This window comes from Pseudomonas sp. C11, from assembly GCF_034683865.1.
Lineage (GTDB): Bacteria > Pseudomonadota > Gammaproteobacteria > Pseudomonadales > Pseudomonadaceae > Aquipseudomonas.
On record NZ_JAWIIP010000006.1, the window covers coordinates 259,537 to 276,257 of the forward strand.

Here is a 16,721-nt window from a genome sequence, read left to right on the forward strand (position 1 = left end):
GCCCTACAGACACCGACCTGTGATTATCACGGTGAATGATGATGCTGGGCAGTTGGGCGGCAGGCTGCCTAGACTCGGTCGATCATCTGGAGGCCCGTTCCATGTCCGAGACCCTGCTCAGCTCCCGCAACCTGGCGTTCGAACTCTACGAAGTGCTCGACGCCGAAGCCCTGACCCAACGTCCGCGCTTCGCCGATCACAATCGCGAAACCTTCGACGCGGCCATCAGCACTGCACGCGGCATCGCCGAGGAACTGTTCGCCCCGCACAACCGCAAGAACGACGAAAACGAGCCGCAGTACGTCGATGGTGGCGCGGTGCTGATCCCAGAGGTCGAGCCCGCTCTGCGTGCCTTCCACGAAGCCGGTTTCCTCAATGCCACCCGCGATTTCGAGCACGGCGGCATGCAGTTGCCCAACCTGCTGTCACAGGCCTGCTTCGCGCATTTCCAGTCGGCCAATATCGCCACCAGCTCCTACTCGATGCTGACCATGGGTGTGGCCAACCTGATCGAAGCCTTCGGCAGCGAGGAGCAGAAGGCCCGCTATCTGCAACCGATCATCGATGGCCGCTTCTTCGGCACCATGGCACTGACCGAGCCGCACGCCGGCTCGTCGCTGTCGGACATCCGCACAAAGGCCGAGCCGCACGCCGACGGCAGCTACCGGATCAAGGGCAACAAGATCTTCATCTCCGGCGGCGACCAGCCGATCTCCGAGAACATCGTGCACATGGTGCTGGCCAAGCTGCCGGACGCACCGCCGGGTGTTAAGGGCATCAGCCTGTTTTTGGTGCCCAAGTTCCATGTGAATGAGGATGGCAGCCTGGGCGCGCGCAACGACGTGACCCTGGCCGGGCTGTTCCACAAGATGGGCTGGCGCGGCACCACCTCCACGGCGCTGAACTTCGGCGACAACGGCGAATGCGTGGGCTACCTGGTGGGCAAGCCGCATGCGGGCCTTTCCTACATGTTCCAGATGATGAACGAGGCGCGCATCGGCGTCGGCATGGGCGCGATCATGCTCGGCTATGCCGGCTACCTGTATTCGCTGGACTACGCGCGCAACCGCCCGCAAGGCCGTCAGCCCGATGGCAAGGATCCGACCAGCCCGCAAATCTCCATCGTCGAACACGCTGACGTAAGGCGCATGCTGCTGACGCAGAAAGCCTACGTCGAAGGTGCCTTCGACCTCGGCTTGTATGCGGCGCGCCTGTTCGATGACACCCAGACCCTGGCCACCGCCGACGAACGCCAGCAGGCGCTGGAACTACTCGACCTGCTCACCCCTATCGTCAAATCCTGGCCGTCGGAGTTCTGCCTCAAGGCCAACGAGCTGGCGATCCAGATTCTCGGCGGCCACGGTTACACCCGCGAATACCCGGTGGAGCAGTACTACCGCGACAACCGCCTCAACCCGATCCACGAAGGCACCCACGGCATCCAGTCGCTCGACCTGCTCGGGCGCAAGGTCTCGATGAACGGAGGGGCGGCGCTCAAGCAATTGCTCAAGCTGATCAACGACTGCTGTCAGCGCGCCGGTACGCATGAATCGCTCACGGCTCTGCGTCAGCCACTGGAGCAACTCGTGGCGCGCCTGCAAACGGTAACCCTGGCGCTGCTGGGCGATCTGATGAGTGGCAAGGTCAACCAGGGGCTGGCCAACTCGGCGCTATACCTCAAGGCGTTCGGCCACACAGTGATCGGCTGGCGCTGGCTGGAGCAGGCGATTCGCGCCGAAGAGGGCCTGGCGCGTACCGATAATGCCGAGGAGCAAGCCTTCTATCGCGGCAAGCTGCAGGCCGCGCGCTACTTCCTGACCTGGGAGGTGCCGGGCTGCCATCACGAGCTGGCCATTCTCGAAGCGCGCGACGATACCTGCCTGAGCATGCAGGACGCCTGGTTCTGAAGTCATTCGCGCCCCCGGAGCTCTGCACACGCGCAGCTCCGGGGGCATCGCGAAAAATGTAATAACCTTTTTGACAGACAGGCAAAGGCTACGGTTAGAATCCCTGGCACGCGCCATGCATGACGGCGCACTCTCTTCACTGGACCAGGAGTACGCCGTTGGACGCCAGCGCCATCAATAATCTGTTCTTGATCGGCGCTCTGCTGGTGGCGGCCAGCATTCTGGTCAGCGCGTTCGGCACGCGTTTCGGTATCCCAATCCTGGTGATCTTCCTCGGCGTCGGCATGCTCGCCGGCACCGACGGCCCCGGCGGTATCGTTTTCAACAATTACCCGCTGGCCTACCTGGTCGGCAACCTGGCGCTGGCCGTGATCCTCCTCGATGGCGGAATGCGTACCCGGGTTTCCAGCTTCCGCGTGGCCTTGTGGCCGTCACTGTCCCTGGCCACCGTGGGCGTGATGATCACCGCCGGGCTGACCGGCCTCGCCGCCGCCTGGCTGTTCGACCTGACCCTGCTCGAAGGCTTGCTGATCGGTGCCATCGTCGGCTCCACTGACGCCGCTGCGGTGTTCTCTCTGCTCGGCGGACGCGGCCTCAACGAGCGGGTCAGCTCCACGCTGGAAATCGAATCCGGCAGCAACGACCCGATGGCGGTGTTCCTCACCATCACCCTGATCGCCATGCTCGCCAGCGGCCAGAGCGGCTTCAGCTGGGATTTGCCCATCCAGCTGGTGCAGCAGTTCGGCCTCGGCGCCCTGCTGGGGCTCGGTGGTGGCTGGCTGTTGCTCAAACTGATCAACCGCATGGAACTGGCCGCCGGTCTCTACCCCCTGCTGGTGGTCAGCGGCGGCCTGATCATCTTCGCCATCACCACGGCCGTCGGCGGCAGCGGCATCCTCGCCATCTACCTGTGCGGCCTGCTGCTCGGTAACCGGCCAATCCGCTCGCGCCACGGCATCCTGCACATGCTCGACGGCCTCACCTGGCTGGCGCAGATCGGCATGTTCCTGGTACTCGGCCTGCTGGTCACACCCCACGAGCTGCTGCCCATCGCACTGCCAGCACTGGCCCTGGCGCTGTGGATGATTCTCTTCGCGCGGCCACTGTCGATCTTCCTTGGCCTGCTGCCGTTTCGCGCCTTCCATGATCGCGAGCGCGCGTTCATCGCCTGGGTCGGCCTGCGCGGCGCGGTGCCGATCATCCTCGCGGTATTCCCGCTGATGGCTGGGCTGCCGAACGCGCAGCTGTTCTTCAATGTGGCCTTCTTCATCGTGATCATCTCCCTGCTGCTGCAGGGCACCAGCCTGCCGCTGGCGGCCAAGCTGATGCGCGTCACCGTACCGCCGGAGCCGGCGCCGGTGTCGCGCGCCGGGCTGGAGGTGCATCCGACCAGCCAGTGGGAGCTGTTCGTCTATCGCCTGGGGGCGGAGAAATGGTGCATCGGCGCCGCCCTGCGCGAGCTGAACATGCCGGAAGGCACTCGCATCGCCGCATTGTTCCGTGGCCGCGAACTGCTTCACCCCTCCGGCAGTACGCGCCTGGAGGCGGGCGACCTGCTCTGCGTGATCGGCCACGAGCATGACCTGCCGGCCCTCGGCAAGCTGTTCAGCCAGGCGCCCAAGCGTGGCCAGGATCTGCGTTTCTTCGGTGATTTCGTACTGGAAGGCGACGCTGAGCTGAATGCCATCGCCACGCTCTACGGCCTCAAGCTCGATGACGTCGAAGGCAATCAGCCGCTGGGCCGCTTCATCGCCCACGAGATCGGCGGTGAGCCGGTGGTCGGTGACCAGGTGGAATGGCAGGGCCTGACCTGGACGGTCGCCGCCATGGAAGGGAACAAGGTACGCAAGGTCGGCGTCAGATTCCCCGAAGGTAGTCGCCCCGGTCCCGGCTTGTTCCTCTGAGACTTTGCTAGGATCGCACAGCTGACGCCGGTCGCTCTCGACCGGCGTCGACGCGTCCGCCACTCTACACTGAGCACGCCCACTTCCTCGGTCACCGGATCATCATGCCCAAGCTGCGCCTTTTTCTTGCAGTCACCTTTACCCTCCTGTGTTTCGGCCTGAGCACGGCACAAGCCGATGAGTTGCCCAAAGCCGCCGATGTTCAGCAGAGCCTGGACAGCCTGGCCGACCGCAAACTGCCCGAGGCCGATCAGTTGGCCCTCAAGCAAACCCTGGAGCAGACCCTGCGCATGCTCCAGGATCGCGACAGTGCCGAACAGCGCCTGAACGACCTGCGCCTGCAGATCGACAAGGCCCCGCGCCAGATCACCGATGCACAGCGCGAGCTGAGCCGGCTCAAGGCCAGCCCCGAGGTGTCCGTTGCGCAGCGCTACGGACGCCTGTCGCTGGATCAGCTGGATCAGTTGCTGAGTGAGCGCTCCAGCCAGATCAGTGACTGGAACAAGGCGATCATCGACGCCAACAGCCTGATCATCAGCGCGCAGAATCGCCCCGAGCGCGCCCAGACCGAGATCAGTCAGAACCAAACGCGCAGTCAGGACATCAACACCAGCCTCAAGAGCGGGCGCATCGACGGCAAGCCGCTGAGCCCGGAGCGGCGCGACCAGCTCAATGCCGAGCTGGCCATGCTCACGCTGCAAACCCAGCTACGCCGCCAGGAACTGGCCAGCAACAGCCTGCTGCAGGATCTCGGCAGCGCGCAGCGCGCCCTGCTCGACGAGCGCATTCGCCGTGCCGAGCAGGAACGCCAGGATCTACAGGGGCTGATCAACGAGCGCCGCCGCGAAGACTCCGAACAGACCGTCGCCGAACAGTCGCGCGAAGCCGCGCGCACCAGCTCCGACAAGCTGCTGGCCAAGGAAAGTACGCTCAACCTCAAGCTCTCCGACTACCTGCTGCGCTCGACCGAGCGCCTCAACAGCCGCACGGAAGAGAACCTCAGAGCGCGCCAGCAACTGGACAACCTGAACCAGGCCAACCAGGCCCTGGACGAGCAGATCCGAGTCCTGCAGGGCAGCCTGCTGCTGTCGAAGATCCTCTATCAGCAGAAGCAGGCGCTGCCGCAACTCAAGCACGAGGATGGCTCGCTGGCCGATGACATCGCTGATATCCGCCTCTATCAGTTCGAACTGAACAAGCAGCGCGACGAAATCAGCGACCCCAACGCCTACGTGGACAAGCTGCTGGCCGACCAACCCAGCGAGGAAATCACCCCGGAGCTGCGCAAGGCAATGCTCGATCAGTTGGCAACCCGTCGCGAACTGCTGGAAAAACTGAGCCGCTCGCTCAACGCCCTGCTCAACGAATCGATCACCCTGCAGATCAACCAGAAGGAGCTGCAGAGCACCGCCAGCAGCCTGCGCGCCACCATCGACGAGCAGATGTTCTGGATTCCCAGCAACAAGCCGCTCGATCTTGAATGGCTGAAGATGGCGCCCTACCAGTTGCAGCGGCAGCTTGCGGAAATCCCCTGGGGCATGGCCATCAGCGAGCTGGGGGCCGGGCTCATCGAGCGCCCGCTGGTGTTCCTGCCGCTGATCCTGCTCTGCGCCGTGATTCTCTGGCGCCGCCAATACCTCTTCGGCAAGCTCAGCGAACTGCACGCCGATATCGGCCACTACAAGCACGACAGCCAGCTGCACACCCCTCTGGCCCTGGGGCTGAACCTGATCCTGGCCCTGCCGGTCACCCTGCTGCTGGCACTGTGCGGCTATGCCCTGCTGCACGATGCGCGTGGGCAGAACCTCTATCTCGGCGGCGCACTGTACGAGATGGCCGAGGCCTGGCTGGTGTTCTATACCCTGCACCGCATCCTGTCCCCCGATGGCGTGGCCGTCCTGCATTTCCATTGGCCACCGGCCAACGTCGCCTTCTTCCGCCAACACATGCGCCGCCTGGGGCTGGTGGTGATGGCATTGGTCGCGGTAGTGAGCATCGCCGAGCATCAGCCCGAGAGCCTGGCGAGCGACGTGATCGGCATTGCCGTGGTCATCAGCTGTTATGCCCTGATGGCCTGGATGCTGTTCAGCCTGTTGTTCAACGCGCCCTTGCGCGAGAACGCCTCGGGTTTGCGCACCGGCCTCGGCGTATTGTTCAACCTGCTGCCGCTGGCGCTGATCGGTGCGGTCGCCTTCGGTTACTACTACACCTCGCTCAAGCTCACCGACCGCCTGATCGACACGCTCTACCTGTTGATCATCCTGCTCATCGTCGAAGCCACCCTGGTGCGTGGGCTGAGCGTGGCAGCACGACGCCTGGCCTACCAGCGCGCCCTGGCCAAGCGCCAGGCGCAAAGCAAGGAGAGCCTGGACGGCGAAGCGCCCATCGAAGAACCCACGCTGGACATCGAGCAGGTCAACCAGCAGTCCCTGCGCCTGATCCGCCTGGCCCTGATGGGCGGTTTCCTGGTCTGCCTGTACTGGGTCTGGGCCGACCTGATCGGCGTGTTCACCTACCTGGAAACCGTCACCCTCTACGAATACAGCAGCGGCACCGGCAATACCGCTGCGCTGGTGCCGATCAGCCTGCTGGACGTACTCGGCGCCCTGCTCATCATCGCCATCACCGTGGCACTGGCGCGTAACCTGCCCGGCCTGCTCGAGGTGCTGGTGCTGTCACGCATGCGCTTGGCGCAGGGCAGCGCCTACGCCACTACCACGCTGCTGTCCTACGCGCTGGTGGCCATCGGCATCGTCACCACGCTGTCGACGCTGGGTGTCAGCTGGGACAAGCTGCAGTGGCTGGTGGCGGCCCTGTCGGTCGGCCTGGGCTTCGGTTTGCAGGAGATCTTCGCCAACTTCATCTCCGGCCTGATAATCCTCTTCGAGCGCCCGGTGCGTATCGGCGACGTGGTGACCATCGGCAATCTGTCCGGCACCGTGAGCAAGATCCGCATCCGCGCCACCACCATCACCGATTTCGACCACAAGGAAATCATCGTTCCGAACAAGACCTTCATCACCGGCCAGTTGATCAACTGGTCGCTGAGCGACACGGTCACCCGTGTCACCCTCAAGGTGGGCGTCGGTTACGGTTCGGATCTGGATCTGGTGCGCAAGCTGCTGCTGCAGGCCGCGCAGGAAAATGCGCGGGTACTCAAGGATCCGGCGCCCATCGTCTACTTCCTCAACTTCGGTGAAAGCACGCTGGATCATGAGCTGCGCATCCATGTACGCGACCTCGGCGACCGCAACCCGGCCACCGACGAGATCAACCGCTTCATCGACCGCGAGTTTCCCAAGCACGGCATCAACATCGCTTTCCGCCAGGTCGAGGTGTACGTCAAGAACCTGGAGCACGGCGAGCAGAAGCTCGATCAGAAGGATCTGGCGAAAATCGCCGCAGCCGGCGCGGCCGATAGCAAGCTCCCACCGCCGCCCGTGGCGCCCTGACCCACAGAGGAAAATCCGGTGAAAACGCTCGACCAACTGACCTTCGACAACCGCTTCGCCCGTCTCGGCGAAGCGTTCGCCACGGAAATATTGCCCGAGCCCATCGAGCAGCCGCGGCTGGTGGTGGTCAGCGAATCAGCCATGGCGCTGCTCGACCTCGACCCGGCCGAAGCGCAGCGCCCGGAATTCACCGAACTGTTCGCCGGGCACAAGCTGTGGGACGCGGCCGCGCCGCGCGCCATGGTCTATTCCGGCCATCAGTTCGGCGGCTACACGCCGCGCCTGGGCGATGGCCGTGGCCTGCTGCTGGGCGAGGTACTCAACGAGGCCGGCGAGCACTGGGATCTGCACCTCAAAGGCGCCGGCATGACGCCCTACTCACGCATGGGTGATGGCCGCGCGGTGCTGCGCTCCTCGATCCGCGAGTTTCTTGCCAGCGAACACCTGCATGCCCTCGGCATCCCCAGCTCACGCGCACTGTGCGTCACCGGCTCAAATACAACAGTCTGGCGCGAAAAGAAGGAAAGCGCGGCGATGGTGCTGCGTCTGGCGCCGAGCCACGTGCGCTTCGGCCACTTCGAATACTTCTACTACACGCGCCAGCACGACCAGTTGAAGGTACTCGGCGAGCATGTCCTGGCCTGCCACTTCCCCCACTGCCTGGAGCAGGACGAACCCTGGCTGGCGATGCTGCGCGAGGTGGTCGAACGCACCGCCGAGATGATCGCCCACTGGCAGGCCTATGGTTTCTGCCATGGTGTGATGAACACCGACAACATGTCGATCCTCGGCATCACCTTCGACTACGGCCCCTACGCCTTCCTCGATGATTTCGATGCCAACCACATCTGCAACCACTCCGATGACACCGGCCGCTACAGCTTCAGCAACCAGGTGCCCATCGCCCACTGGAACCTCGCGGCGCTGGCCCAGGCGCTGACGCCGGTCGTCGAGGTCGAGTCGTTGCGCGCCACCCTGGATCTGTTCCTACCGCTGTACCAGGCGCATTACCTCGACCTGATGCGTAAACGCCTGGGTTTCAGCAGCGCGCAGGAGGATGACGAAACGCTGATCCAGCGCCTGCTGCAGCTGATGCAGGCCGGCAAAGCTACCGACTACACGCTGTTCTTCCGCCGTCTCGGCGAGCAGGCACCTGCCGAGGCGCTGAATGTCGTGCGTGATGACTTCGTCGATATCGCCGGCTTCGATGCCTGGGGCCGCGATTACCTGGCGCGCTGCGAGCAAGAAGGCGGCGAGCAAGGCGAGCGCCAGGCACGCATGCACGCGGTCAATCCCAAGTACATCCTGCGTAACTACCTGGCGCAGCAGGCCATCGAAGCGGCCGAAGCCGGCGACTATGGCCCGGTACGCGAGCTGCACACTGTGCTGTCGCGGCCCTTCGAAGAACAGCCGGGGATGGAGCGCTACGCCGAACGCCCACCGGAGTGGGGCAAACACCTGGAAATCAGTTGCTCATCCTGATCCCCGACCAGCCGCTGAAGCCTGATTTCAACGCCTTGCGCAGCGGACGAACGCGCCTTATTCGTTAAACCGAAAAGGCATATCAATCTACCCAAACATTCTTAGACTATCTAAGAGAACCCCTCTATCGTGGCGCCCAGCCAGGCCGCCCAGTGCGTGCCCGATACCTCACACGAGATTCGACGCAGAACCTCTGTCCACGATTTCGCGAGCGTCGCCCGCAGCAGATCCACCGGCAGGTTCTAAGGATGTTCATGTTCTGGGATTCCCTGCCCCTGCTGTTCGTCGGCGCCCTGCTGATCTGGGTGCTCTATGCCTTCGTCCGCGAGAAGTGGAGCCCGGACATCGTCGCCGCGATTGCCGTCGCCGCCCTGCTGGTCACCCAGTTGCTGGCGCCCAGCGAGGTGCTCAGCGTGCTGTCCAACTCGGCACCGGTAACCATCGCCTGCATGTTCGTGCTCTCCGCCGCGCTGGAACGCACCGGCTGCATCGACGCACTGGGTAACTGGCTGGGTGAACTGGTCGGCACCAACCCGATTCGCGTCCTCACCGGCCTGACCATCACCGCCCTGGTGGTGTCGGCCGGCCTGAACAACACCCCCGTGGTGGCGATCCTCACCCCGGTCGCCATCGCCCTGGCGCGCCGCGCCGGCACCCTGCCCTCCAAGCTGCTGATCCCGCTGTCCTACGCCACCATCCTGGGTGGCACGCTGACCATGATCGGCACCTCGACCAACATCCTGGTCGACGGCGTCGCGCGCAAGGCCGGCCTGGAGCCATTCGGCATTTTCGAAATCACTGGCGCCGGCCTGGTGATGGCGGCCTGCGGCATGCTCTACCTGCTGACCATCGGCCATCGCCTGCTGCCCGAACGTGAGACGCTGTCGCGCCAGTTGCGACCGGATCTGGATCGCACCTTCATGACCGAACTGCTGGTGCCGCACGACTCGCCGATGATCGGCAAGACCCTGCACGAAGCCAACCTCAACGGCGGCAGCGGCCTGCAGGTACTGAAGCTAGTGCGTGATGAACAGGAACTGAGCGAACCGGGCGCCGACACCCTGCTGGCCAGCGGTGACCGCCTGCTGCTGCACGGCCAGGTCAAGGACGTGGTGGAGCTGCGCGAAAGCGGCCACCTGAGCTTCAACCGCGGCGACGCCTTCGAAACCATCAGCAGCCATGATGTGATCCTCGCCGAAGCCATAGTCGGGCGGAACTCGCGCTACAGCCACCGACCGATGCGCGACCTCGACCTCAGTGCACGTTACGGCATCGCCGTGCTGGCCATTCACCGCCAGGACGAGAACGTGCAGGGCAACCTAGACGACTTCCAGCTGCAGTTCGGCGACGTGATGCTGGTCGAGGGCACTCCCACGCAGATCAAGCGCTTCGCCGACAACGGCGAGCTGATCAGCCTCAACGCCGTGCAGGAACGCGCCTTCCGCCGCGACAAGGCACCGATCGCCATCATCGCCACGCTGGCCGTGATGCTGCTGGCGGCCTTTGGCGTCATGCCCATCGAAGGCCTGGCGATCATCGGCGCGGTAACCGTCCTGGCCACACGCTGCCTCGACGTCGAGGACGCTTACAAGGCCGTGGACTGGAAGATCCTCAGCCTGATCTTCGGCATGCTCGCCATCAGCATCGCCATGGACAAGGTCGGCCTGGTCAAGCTGGTGGTCGAGCACGTCATGAGCTGGCTACCCTGGGCCGGCCCGCTGCTGATGCTGAGCTTCATCTACCTGTTCACCTCGGTGCTCACCGAGGTGCTGTCGAACAATGCCGTCGCCGTGCTGGTGACGCCCATCGCCATCGGCGTCGCTCAGCACCTGGGCGTCGACCCGCGCGCCTTCGTGGTGGCGGTGATGTTCGCCGCCAGTGCCAGCTTCGCTACCCCCATCGGCTACCAGACCAACACCTTCGTATACAACGCCGGCGGCTACCGTTTTACCGACTTCATGCGTATCGGTATTCCGCTGAACCTGCTGCTCTGGGCCGTAGGCACAGCGATCATCCCCTGGTTCTTCCCGCTGACGCCGGTCTAAGGCATAAGCTACGAATACAACGATCTAACCCAAGGCCCGTTTCATTGCGCCAGCGCATTGACCGGGCCTCGTCGCTTTATCCATGCTGCGATCCTTTCAATCTGCCCTGAAGGAACGCTCGCATGAAATTGGAAACACTCGCCATCCACGCTGGCTACGACCCGGATCCCACTACCAAGGCGGTGGCGGTACCGATCTACCAGACCAGCTCCTTCGCCTTCGACGACACCCAGCACGGCGCCGACCTGTTCGACCTGAAGGTCGCCGGCAACATCTATTCGCGCATCATGAACCCGACCAACGCCGTGCTCGAAGAGCGCGTGGCGGCCCTGGAAGGTGGCGTCGGTGCGCTGGCCGTGGCCTCCGGCATGGCCGCCATCACCTACGCCATCCAGACCGTGGCCGAAGCCGGCGACAACATCGTCTCGGTGGCCAAACTCTACGGCGGCACCTACAACCTGCTCGCCCACACCCTGCCGCGTTTCGGCATCCAGACCCGCTTCGCCGCGCACGATGACATCGCCGCATTGGAAGCGCTGATCGACGAGCGCACCAAGGCGGTGTTCTGCGAATCCATCGGCAACCCGGCCGGCAATATCGTCGACCTCGCGGCGTTGGCCGAAGCCGCGCACCGCCATGGCGTGCCGCTGATCGTCGACAACACCGTGGCCACGCCGATTCTCTGCCGCCCCTTCGAGCATGGCGCAGACATCGTCGTGCACTCGCTGACCAAGTACATCGGCGGCCATGGCACCAGCATCGGCGGCATCGTGGTCGACTCCGGCAAATTCCCCTGGGCCGATAACAAGGCGCGCTTCCCGCTGCTCAACACGCCCGATCCGTCCTACCACGGCGTCACCTACACCGAAGCCTTCGGCCCAGCCGCATTCATCGGCCGCTGCCGCGTGGTGCCGCTGCGCAACACTGGCGCGGCACTGTCGCCGTTCAATGCCTTCCTCATCCTGCAGGGTCTGGAAACCCTGGCTTTGCGCATGGAGCGGCACACCGAGAACGCGCTGAAAGTCGCGCAATATCTGCAAAACCACCCGCAAGTGGCCTGGGTGAAATACGCCGGGCTGGTCGATCACCCCGAGCATGAACTGGCCCAACGTTACTTTGGCGGCAAGCCGGCGGCGATCCTCTCCTTCGGCATCCAGGGCGGTCAGGAAGCCGGTGCCCGCTTCATCGATGCACTGCAACTGGTGGTGCGCTTGGTCAACATCGGCGATGCCAAGTCGCTGGCCTGCCACCCGGCCTCCACCACCCACCGTCAGCTCAGCGACGAGGAACTGCAGAAGGCCGGCGTGCCGCGCGACATGGTGCGCCTGTCCATCGGCATCGAGCATATCGACGATATCCTCGCCGACCTGACCCAGGCACTCGAGGCCGCGCGCGGCTGATCGCTTGAAAAGCTGCGTTTTCGGCTCCAGATAGGTGTCATTGCCGCTGGAGCCGAATCATGAGCGATCCCCTGTTGATCCCCTGCCCGCACTGCAACGGGCTTAATCGCATTCCCGCCGAACGCCTGGGCGATGCCCCGCACTGTGGCCGCTGCAAGAGCGACGTGCTGCCCGCTACGCCCATCACCCTGACGCAAGGCAACTTCGCCGGCCAACTCAAGGGCGACCTGCCGCTGCTGGTGGATGTCTGGGCCAGTTGGTGCGGCCCCTGCCGCGCCTTCGCCCCGGTCTTCGAACAAGCTGCCGCCCAACTGCAGGGGCGCTGCCGCCTGGGCAAGCTCGATAGCGAAGCCGCGCCGCAGTTGGCCGGTCAGCTCGGTATCCGTTCGATTCCCAGCCTGATCCTGTTCAAGGGGGGCGTCGAAATCGCGCGCCAGAGCGGGGCCATGTCGCTGCCGCAACTGCAGGCCTGGTTACGCCAGCACGGCCTCTGAGCGCTTCGGTCACTGACCACGGGCGCTCGGGTCACTTGCAGGTGGCCCGCGTCCATCTAGGCTGGCAGGGTATTGATTGGAGAACCTGCCATGACGCTGCCCGTGGAAATCGCCCGCCAACTCACCGAAGAACAGATCGCCTTCGTCAAACGCAGCGGCCTCAAGGCCGAGACGCTGGAGCCCGGTTTCGTACGCCTGTGCATGCCACTGGCCGGTAACCAGAACCATATCGGCAGCATGTACGCCGGGGCGCTGTTTACCCTCGCGGAAATCCCCGGCGGCGCGCTGTTTCTCACCAGCTTCGATGTGCAGCGTTTCTATCCGGTGATCAAGGAAATGAACCTGCGCTTTCGCCGTCCGGCCACCGGCGACATCTGCGTGGAAGCACGTTTGAGCGACGAAGAGATCGAGCGCCTGCAACGCGAAGCCACGCTGCACGGCAAAGCCGAGTACCTGCTGGAGTTGCAACTGACCGACGCCACCGGCGAATGTGTTGCAGAAAGTCGCGGATGCTATCAATTGCGCACGCGCTGACTTGCCACAGGTCAAAAGAAGGACTAATTGAACAGGCACAATAAAATTGCCGAACCCGGCAGGAGAGCCGTCAGCATGTACCAGCACATCCTTATCGCCCACGATCTGCGTGATACCGCCGACATGGCGCTGTGCCGTGCCGCTCAACTGGCCCGGCAGCATAGCGCCCGCCTGACCCTGCTGCACGTGCTTGCCGCCGGACAAAGCACAGAGCAGCAAGAGAAGGTGCGCCAGACGCTGGATCAGAGCCTGACCCGCTACGCCCCACCAGGCAGTGAATTACGCATCCTTGCCGGCAAGCCCTCGGACGTGGTGCTGCAGGAAGTGCAGAACAGTGGCTGCGACCTGCTGGTACTCGGCGGGCATCAGCAGCGCCATGACCTGTTCTCCGGTACCAGCCTCGATCGCATCGCCAGGCGTTGCACCGTGCCCATGCTGCTGGTGGCGCGTAACGACAGCACGCCCTACCAACGCGCCATCGCTGCCATCGATTTCTCGCTGTGCGCCTGTAGCGCGTTGGGCAAGGCCTCTCGCCTGCTCCCCGCCGAAGCCGAGCTGCATGCGATCCACGTCTTCGAACCGGACAAGGGCACGGCCAAGCAGGTCGCCGAGCAGTTACAGATGCAGCAGGGGCTGATCGAACAACTGCTGCACGACGAGACACAGCACCTGCCGCCGGACAGCCCGAAAATCAGCCACGAGGTGCTGCAGGGCGGTATCCTGCGTAGCCTTCAGGAGCAGATCAAGGCACGCCGCAGCGACCTGCTGGTGCTCGGCAGCCATGGCCGCAGTGCCTTCTCCCAGGCACTGCTGGGCAGCCTGGCGCAGCACTTTTTGCACAAGGCGCCGTGTGACGTACTCGTGGTGCGCTGACATGAAAACGCCGTGGTCTGCCTGAGGCAGCCACGGCGTTTTTGCCGCTCAATCGCTCAACTGGCGTTTAGCAGGTCGTGCAGCTCGACGAATTGCTGCGTCAGCTTGTGCCGTGCATCGAGATGGATCAGCGGCGTGCACACCTGGTGCGATTCACGCATCTTCACCGAACTCATCAGATTCACCGGCAGCACCGGCAGCCCTTCGGCAATCAGCTCATCCAGCAACTGCTGCGGTAAGGTCGCGCGCGGCTGGAACTGGTTGACCACAATGCCTTCCACCTCAAGCGCCTCGTTATGATCCTCCTTGAGTTCTTCGATCTCGGCCAGCAGGCCATAGAGCGCATTGCGCGAGAAGCTGTCGCAATCGAAGGGAATCAGCACACGATCAGCCGCGATCAAAGCTGAAACCGTATAGAAGTTCAGCGCCGGCGGCGTATCCAGGTAAATGTGGTCGTAGTCTTCCGCCAACTCGTCGAGCAGTTTGCGCAGCTTGTTGATCTTGTGCTTCTGCTCGAGCTTGGGCTGCAGCTCGGCCAATTCGGCCGTGGCCGTGACCACATGCAAGTTTTCGAAGGGCGTTTCGTAGATATCCACCTTGCCCTTCTTGGCGAACGGGCCGGAGGCCAGGGTCTGCTTGAAGAAATCGGCGATGCCCATGGGAATCTCCTCACCGGTCAGCCCAGTGAGGTAATGCGTCGAATTGGCCTGGGCGTCGAGATCGATCAGCAGCGTGCGATAGCCCTGCGCCGCACTGACGGCTGCGAGATTGCAGGCGATGCTGGATTTGCCCACGCCGCCCTTCTGGTTGAACACCACACGTCGCATCGCACACCTCCCTGAGCCTGAGTGACCCTGGATTCTATGCAAAGGCTGTGACAAGCGCGAGGTGGGAAAAAACTCACCGATAATAGCCAAGAGCCATCACTCGTGATAGTTTGCCCCCGCGCCACTGAGCGCCTCGGGACAACACTTATAAATCAAGGACATGCAATGCCATACCTGCGCACACTATTGATCGGCGGCCTTCTCGCCATTACCACCGGTTGCGCCAACGGGCTCAATTCCGTACAAAAAGCTGAACTCGACTCCTATGAAGCCCGTGGCCTGGCCATCGAGGAAAAGAGCCCGGGTACTGGCGCAGCTCTGGGCCTGCTACCAGGCGGCGGGTCGTTCTACGCGCGCGAATACGGATTCGGTGTCGTCAACCTGCTGTTCTGGCCACTGTCCATTCTCTGGGATCCCATCAGTGGCTACGATGCCTCTCGCGCCATCAATTACACCGTGACCAAAGCCCACGTTGCCAAGCTGCATGAGCGCGAGATGAAGGAACTGGATGATCGACTGGGCAGCGGCCAACTCGATATCGCGCAGTACACGCTGGAGAAGCGCAAGGTCGATACCAAGTACCGCTCAGACTTCTAACGAAAAGCCCGGCAATGCCGGGCTTTTTTATGTGTCACTGATGGTACTGCGCCGACAACTCGTGCACGGCCTCGAAAAAGGCTGCCGCGTTGGCGGGGTCGACTTCCGGGGTGATGCCATGGCCGAGGTTGAACACGTGACCGCTGCCGGCACCATAGGCCGCCAGAATGCGTGCCACTTCGGCACGAATCGCCGCCGGCTTGGCGTAGAGCACCGCCGGATCCATGTTGCCTTGAAGGGCGACCTTGTCACCGACACGAGCGCGAGCGCTGCCAATGTCGCATGTCCAGTCCAGGCCCAGCGCCTCGGCACCACTGTCGGCCAGGGATTCGAGCCACAGACCGCCGCCCTTGGTGAACAGGATCACCGGCACGCGACGCCCGTCGTGTTCGCGGATCAGACCGTCGACGATCTTCTTCATGTAGGCCAGGGAGAACTCCTGATAGGCCGCCGCCGACAGCGCGCCGCCCCACGAATCGAAGATCTGCACCGCCTGCGCACCGGCCAGGATCTGGCCGTTCAGGTAAGCGGTAACCGACTGCGCCAGCTTGTCGAGCAGCGCGTGCAAGGTCTGTGGGTTGTCGTAGAGCATGGCCTTGGTTTTGCGGAAGTCCTTCGACGAACCGCCTTCTACCATGTAGGTGGCCAGCGTCCACGGACTGCCAGAGAAGCCGATCAGCGGCACGCGACCGTTCAGCTCACGGCGAATGGTGCGCACGGCGTCCATCACGTAGCCCAGATCCTTCTCGGCATCGGTGACCGGCAGCGCCTCGACATCGGCCAGGTTGCTGATCACCTTCTTGAAGCGCGGACCTTCACCCGTCTCGAAATACAGCCCCTGGCCCATGGCATCGGGGATGGTGAGGATGTCGGAGAAGAGAATCGCCGCATCCAGCTGCGGGTAACGATCCAGCGGCTGGATGGTGACCTCGCAGGCCAACTGCGGATTCTTCATCAGGCTCACGAAGTCGCCGGCCTTGGCCCGGGTCGCGCGGTACTCCGGCAGATAGCGGCCAGCCTGGCGCATCATCCAGATCGGCGTGACATCCACGGGTTGCTTGAGCAGGGCACGCAGGAAACGGTCGTTCTTCAGGGCGGTCATGGCAGCATCCAGCGAAAAAAGTGCGGGCATTTTCGCAGAGCCCAAAACAAAAGGCACGGCGGGTGCCGTGCCTTTTATCCATCGGGTCAATTTGTCGCGGGCAA

General features: G+C 63.4%; 12 protein-coding genes. 10 read left to right on the top strand and 2 right to left on the bottom strand.

Annotated features, from left to right (window positions below; genetic code table 11):
- Window positions 1-101 precede the first annotated feature (101 nt).
- The 9 genes from VC352_RS12245 to VC352_RS12285 all read left to right on the top strand — a co-directional run bounded on the left by VC352_RS12245 (window position 102) and on the right by VC352_RS12285 (window position 14,091).
- On the top strand, window positions 102-1,907 hold the full coding sequence (locus VC352_RS12245; RefSeq protein ID WP_322979831.1) for an acyl-CoA dehydrogenase: 1,806 nt from the start codon (window positions 102-104) through the stop codon (window positions 1,905-1,907).
- A gap of 158 nt (window positions 1,908-2,065) precedes the next feature.
- Complete coding sequence (locus VC352_RS12250) at window positions 2,066-3,811, top strand: potassium/proton antiporter (protein ID WP_322979832.1); 1,746 nt, start codon at window positions 2,066-2,068, stop codon at window positions 3,809-3,811.
- A gap of 104 nt (window positions 3,812-3,915) precedes the next feature.
- The gene (gene mscK, locus VC352_RS12255) at window positions 3,916-7,263 is read left to right on the top strand and encodes a mechanosensitive channel MscK (protein ID WP_322979833.1); all 3,348 of its coding nucleotides are present in this window, start codon (window positions 3,916-3,918) and stop codon (window positions 7,261-7,263) included.
- An 18-nt stretch (window positions 7,264-7,281) separates the two neighbouring features.
- Complete coding sequence (gene selO / locus VC352_RS12260; protein WP_322979834.1) at window positions 7,282-8,745, top strand: protein adenylyltransferase SelO; 1,464 nt, start codon at window positions 7,282-7,284, stop codon at window positions 8,743-8,745.
- A 254-nt stretch (window positions 8,746-8,999) separates the two neighbouring features.
- The gene (locus VC352_RS12265) at window positions 9,000-10,790 is read left to right on the top strand and encodes an SLC13 family permease (RefSeq protein ID WP_322979835.1); all 1,791 of its coding nucleotides are present in this window, start codon (window positions 9,000-9,002) and stop codon (window positions 10,788-10,790) included.
- Between the two features lie 122 nt (window positions 10,791-10,912).
- Complete coding sequence (locus VC352_RS12270; protein WP_322979836.1) at window positions 10,913-12,190, top strand: bifunctional O-acetylhomoserine aminocarboxypropyltransferase/cysteine synthase; 1,278 nt, start codon at window positions 10,913-10,915, stop codon at window positions 12,188-12,190.
- 59 nt (window positions 12,191-12,249) lie between these two features.
- Window positions 12,250-12,684: a thioredoxin TrxC gene (trxC, locus tag VC352_RS12275; protein ID WP_322979837.1), complete on the top strand. Its 435-nt coding sequence runs from the start codon at window positions 12,250-12,252 to the stop codon at window positions 12,682-12,684.
- Window positions 12,685-12,774: 90 nt separating this feature from the next.
- Window positions 12,775-13,218 (top strand): YiiD C-terminal domain-containing protein, encoded by a 444-nt coding sequence (locus tag VC352_RS12280; RefSeq protein WP_322979838.1) that lies wholly within the window; start codon window positions 12,775-12,777, stop codon window positions 13,216-13,218.
- Between the two features lie 75 nt (window positions 13,219-13,293).
- On the top strand, window positions 13,294-14,091 hold the full coding sequence (locus tag VC352_RS12285; protein WP_322979839.1) for a universal stress protein: 798 nt from the start codon (window positions 13,294-13,296) through the stop codon (window positions 14,089-14,091).
- Between the two features lie 56 nt (window positions 14,092-14,147).
- Here the strand turns inward: VC352_RS12285 and VC352_RS12290 are convergent, their stop codons facing one another.
- Entirely contained in the window at window positions 14,148-14,918 is a 771-nt protein-coding gene (locus tag VC352_RS12290) for a ParA family protein (RefSeq protein ID WP_322979840.1), read from the bottom strand.
- Window positions 14,919-15,083: 165 nt separating this feature from the next.
- On the opposite strand from VC352_RS12290, the gene VC352_RS12295 reads away from it, so the two are divergent.
- Complete coding sequence (locus VC352_RS12295; protein ID WP_322979841.1) at window positions 15,084-15,515, top strand: hypothetical protein; 432 nt, start codon at window positions 15,084-15,086, stop codon at window positions 15,513-15,515.
- A gap of 34 nt (window positions 15,516-15,549) precedes the next feature.
- On the opposite strand, the gene hemE is transcribed toward VC352_RS12295, so the two are convergent.
- Entirely contained in the window at window positions 15,550-16,617 is a 1,068-nt protein-coding gene (gene hemE, locus VC352_RS12300; RefSeq protein ID WP_322979842.1) for a uroporphyrinogen decarboxylase, read from the bottom strand.
- Window positions 16,618-16,721: the final 104 nt, after the last annotated feature.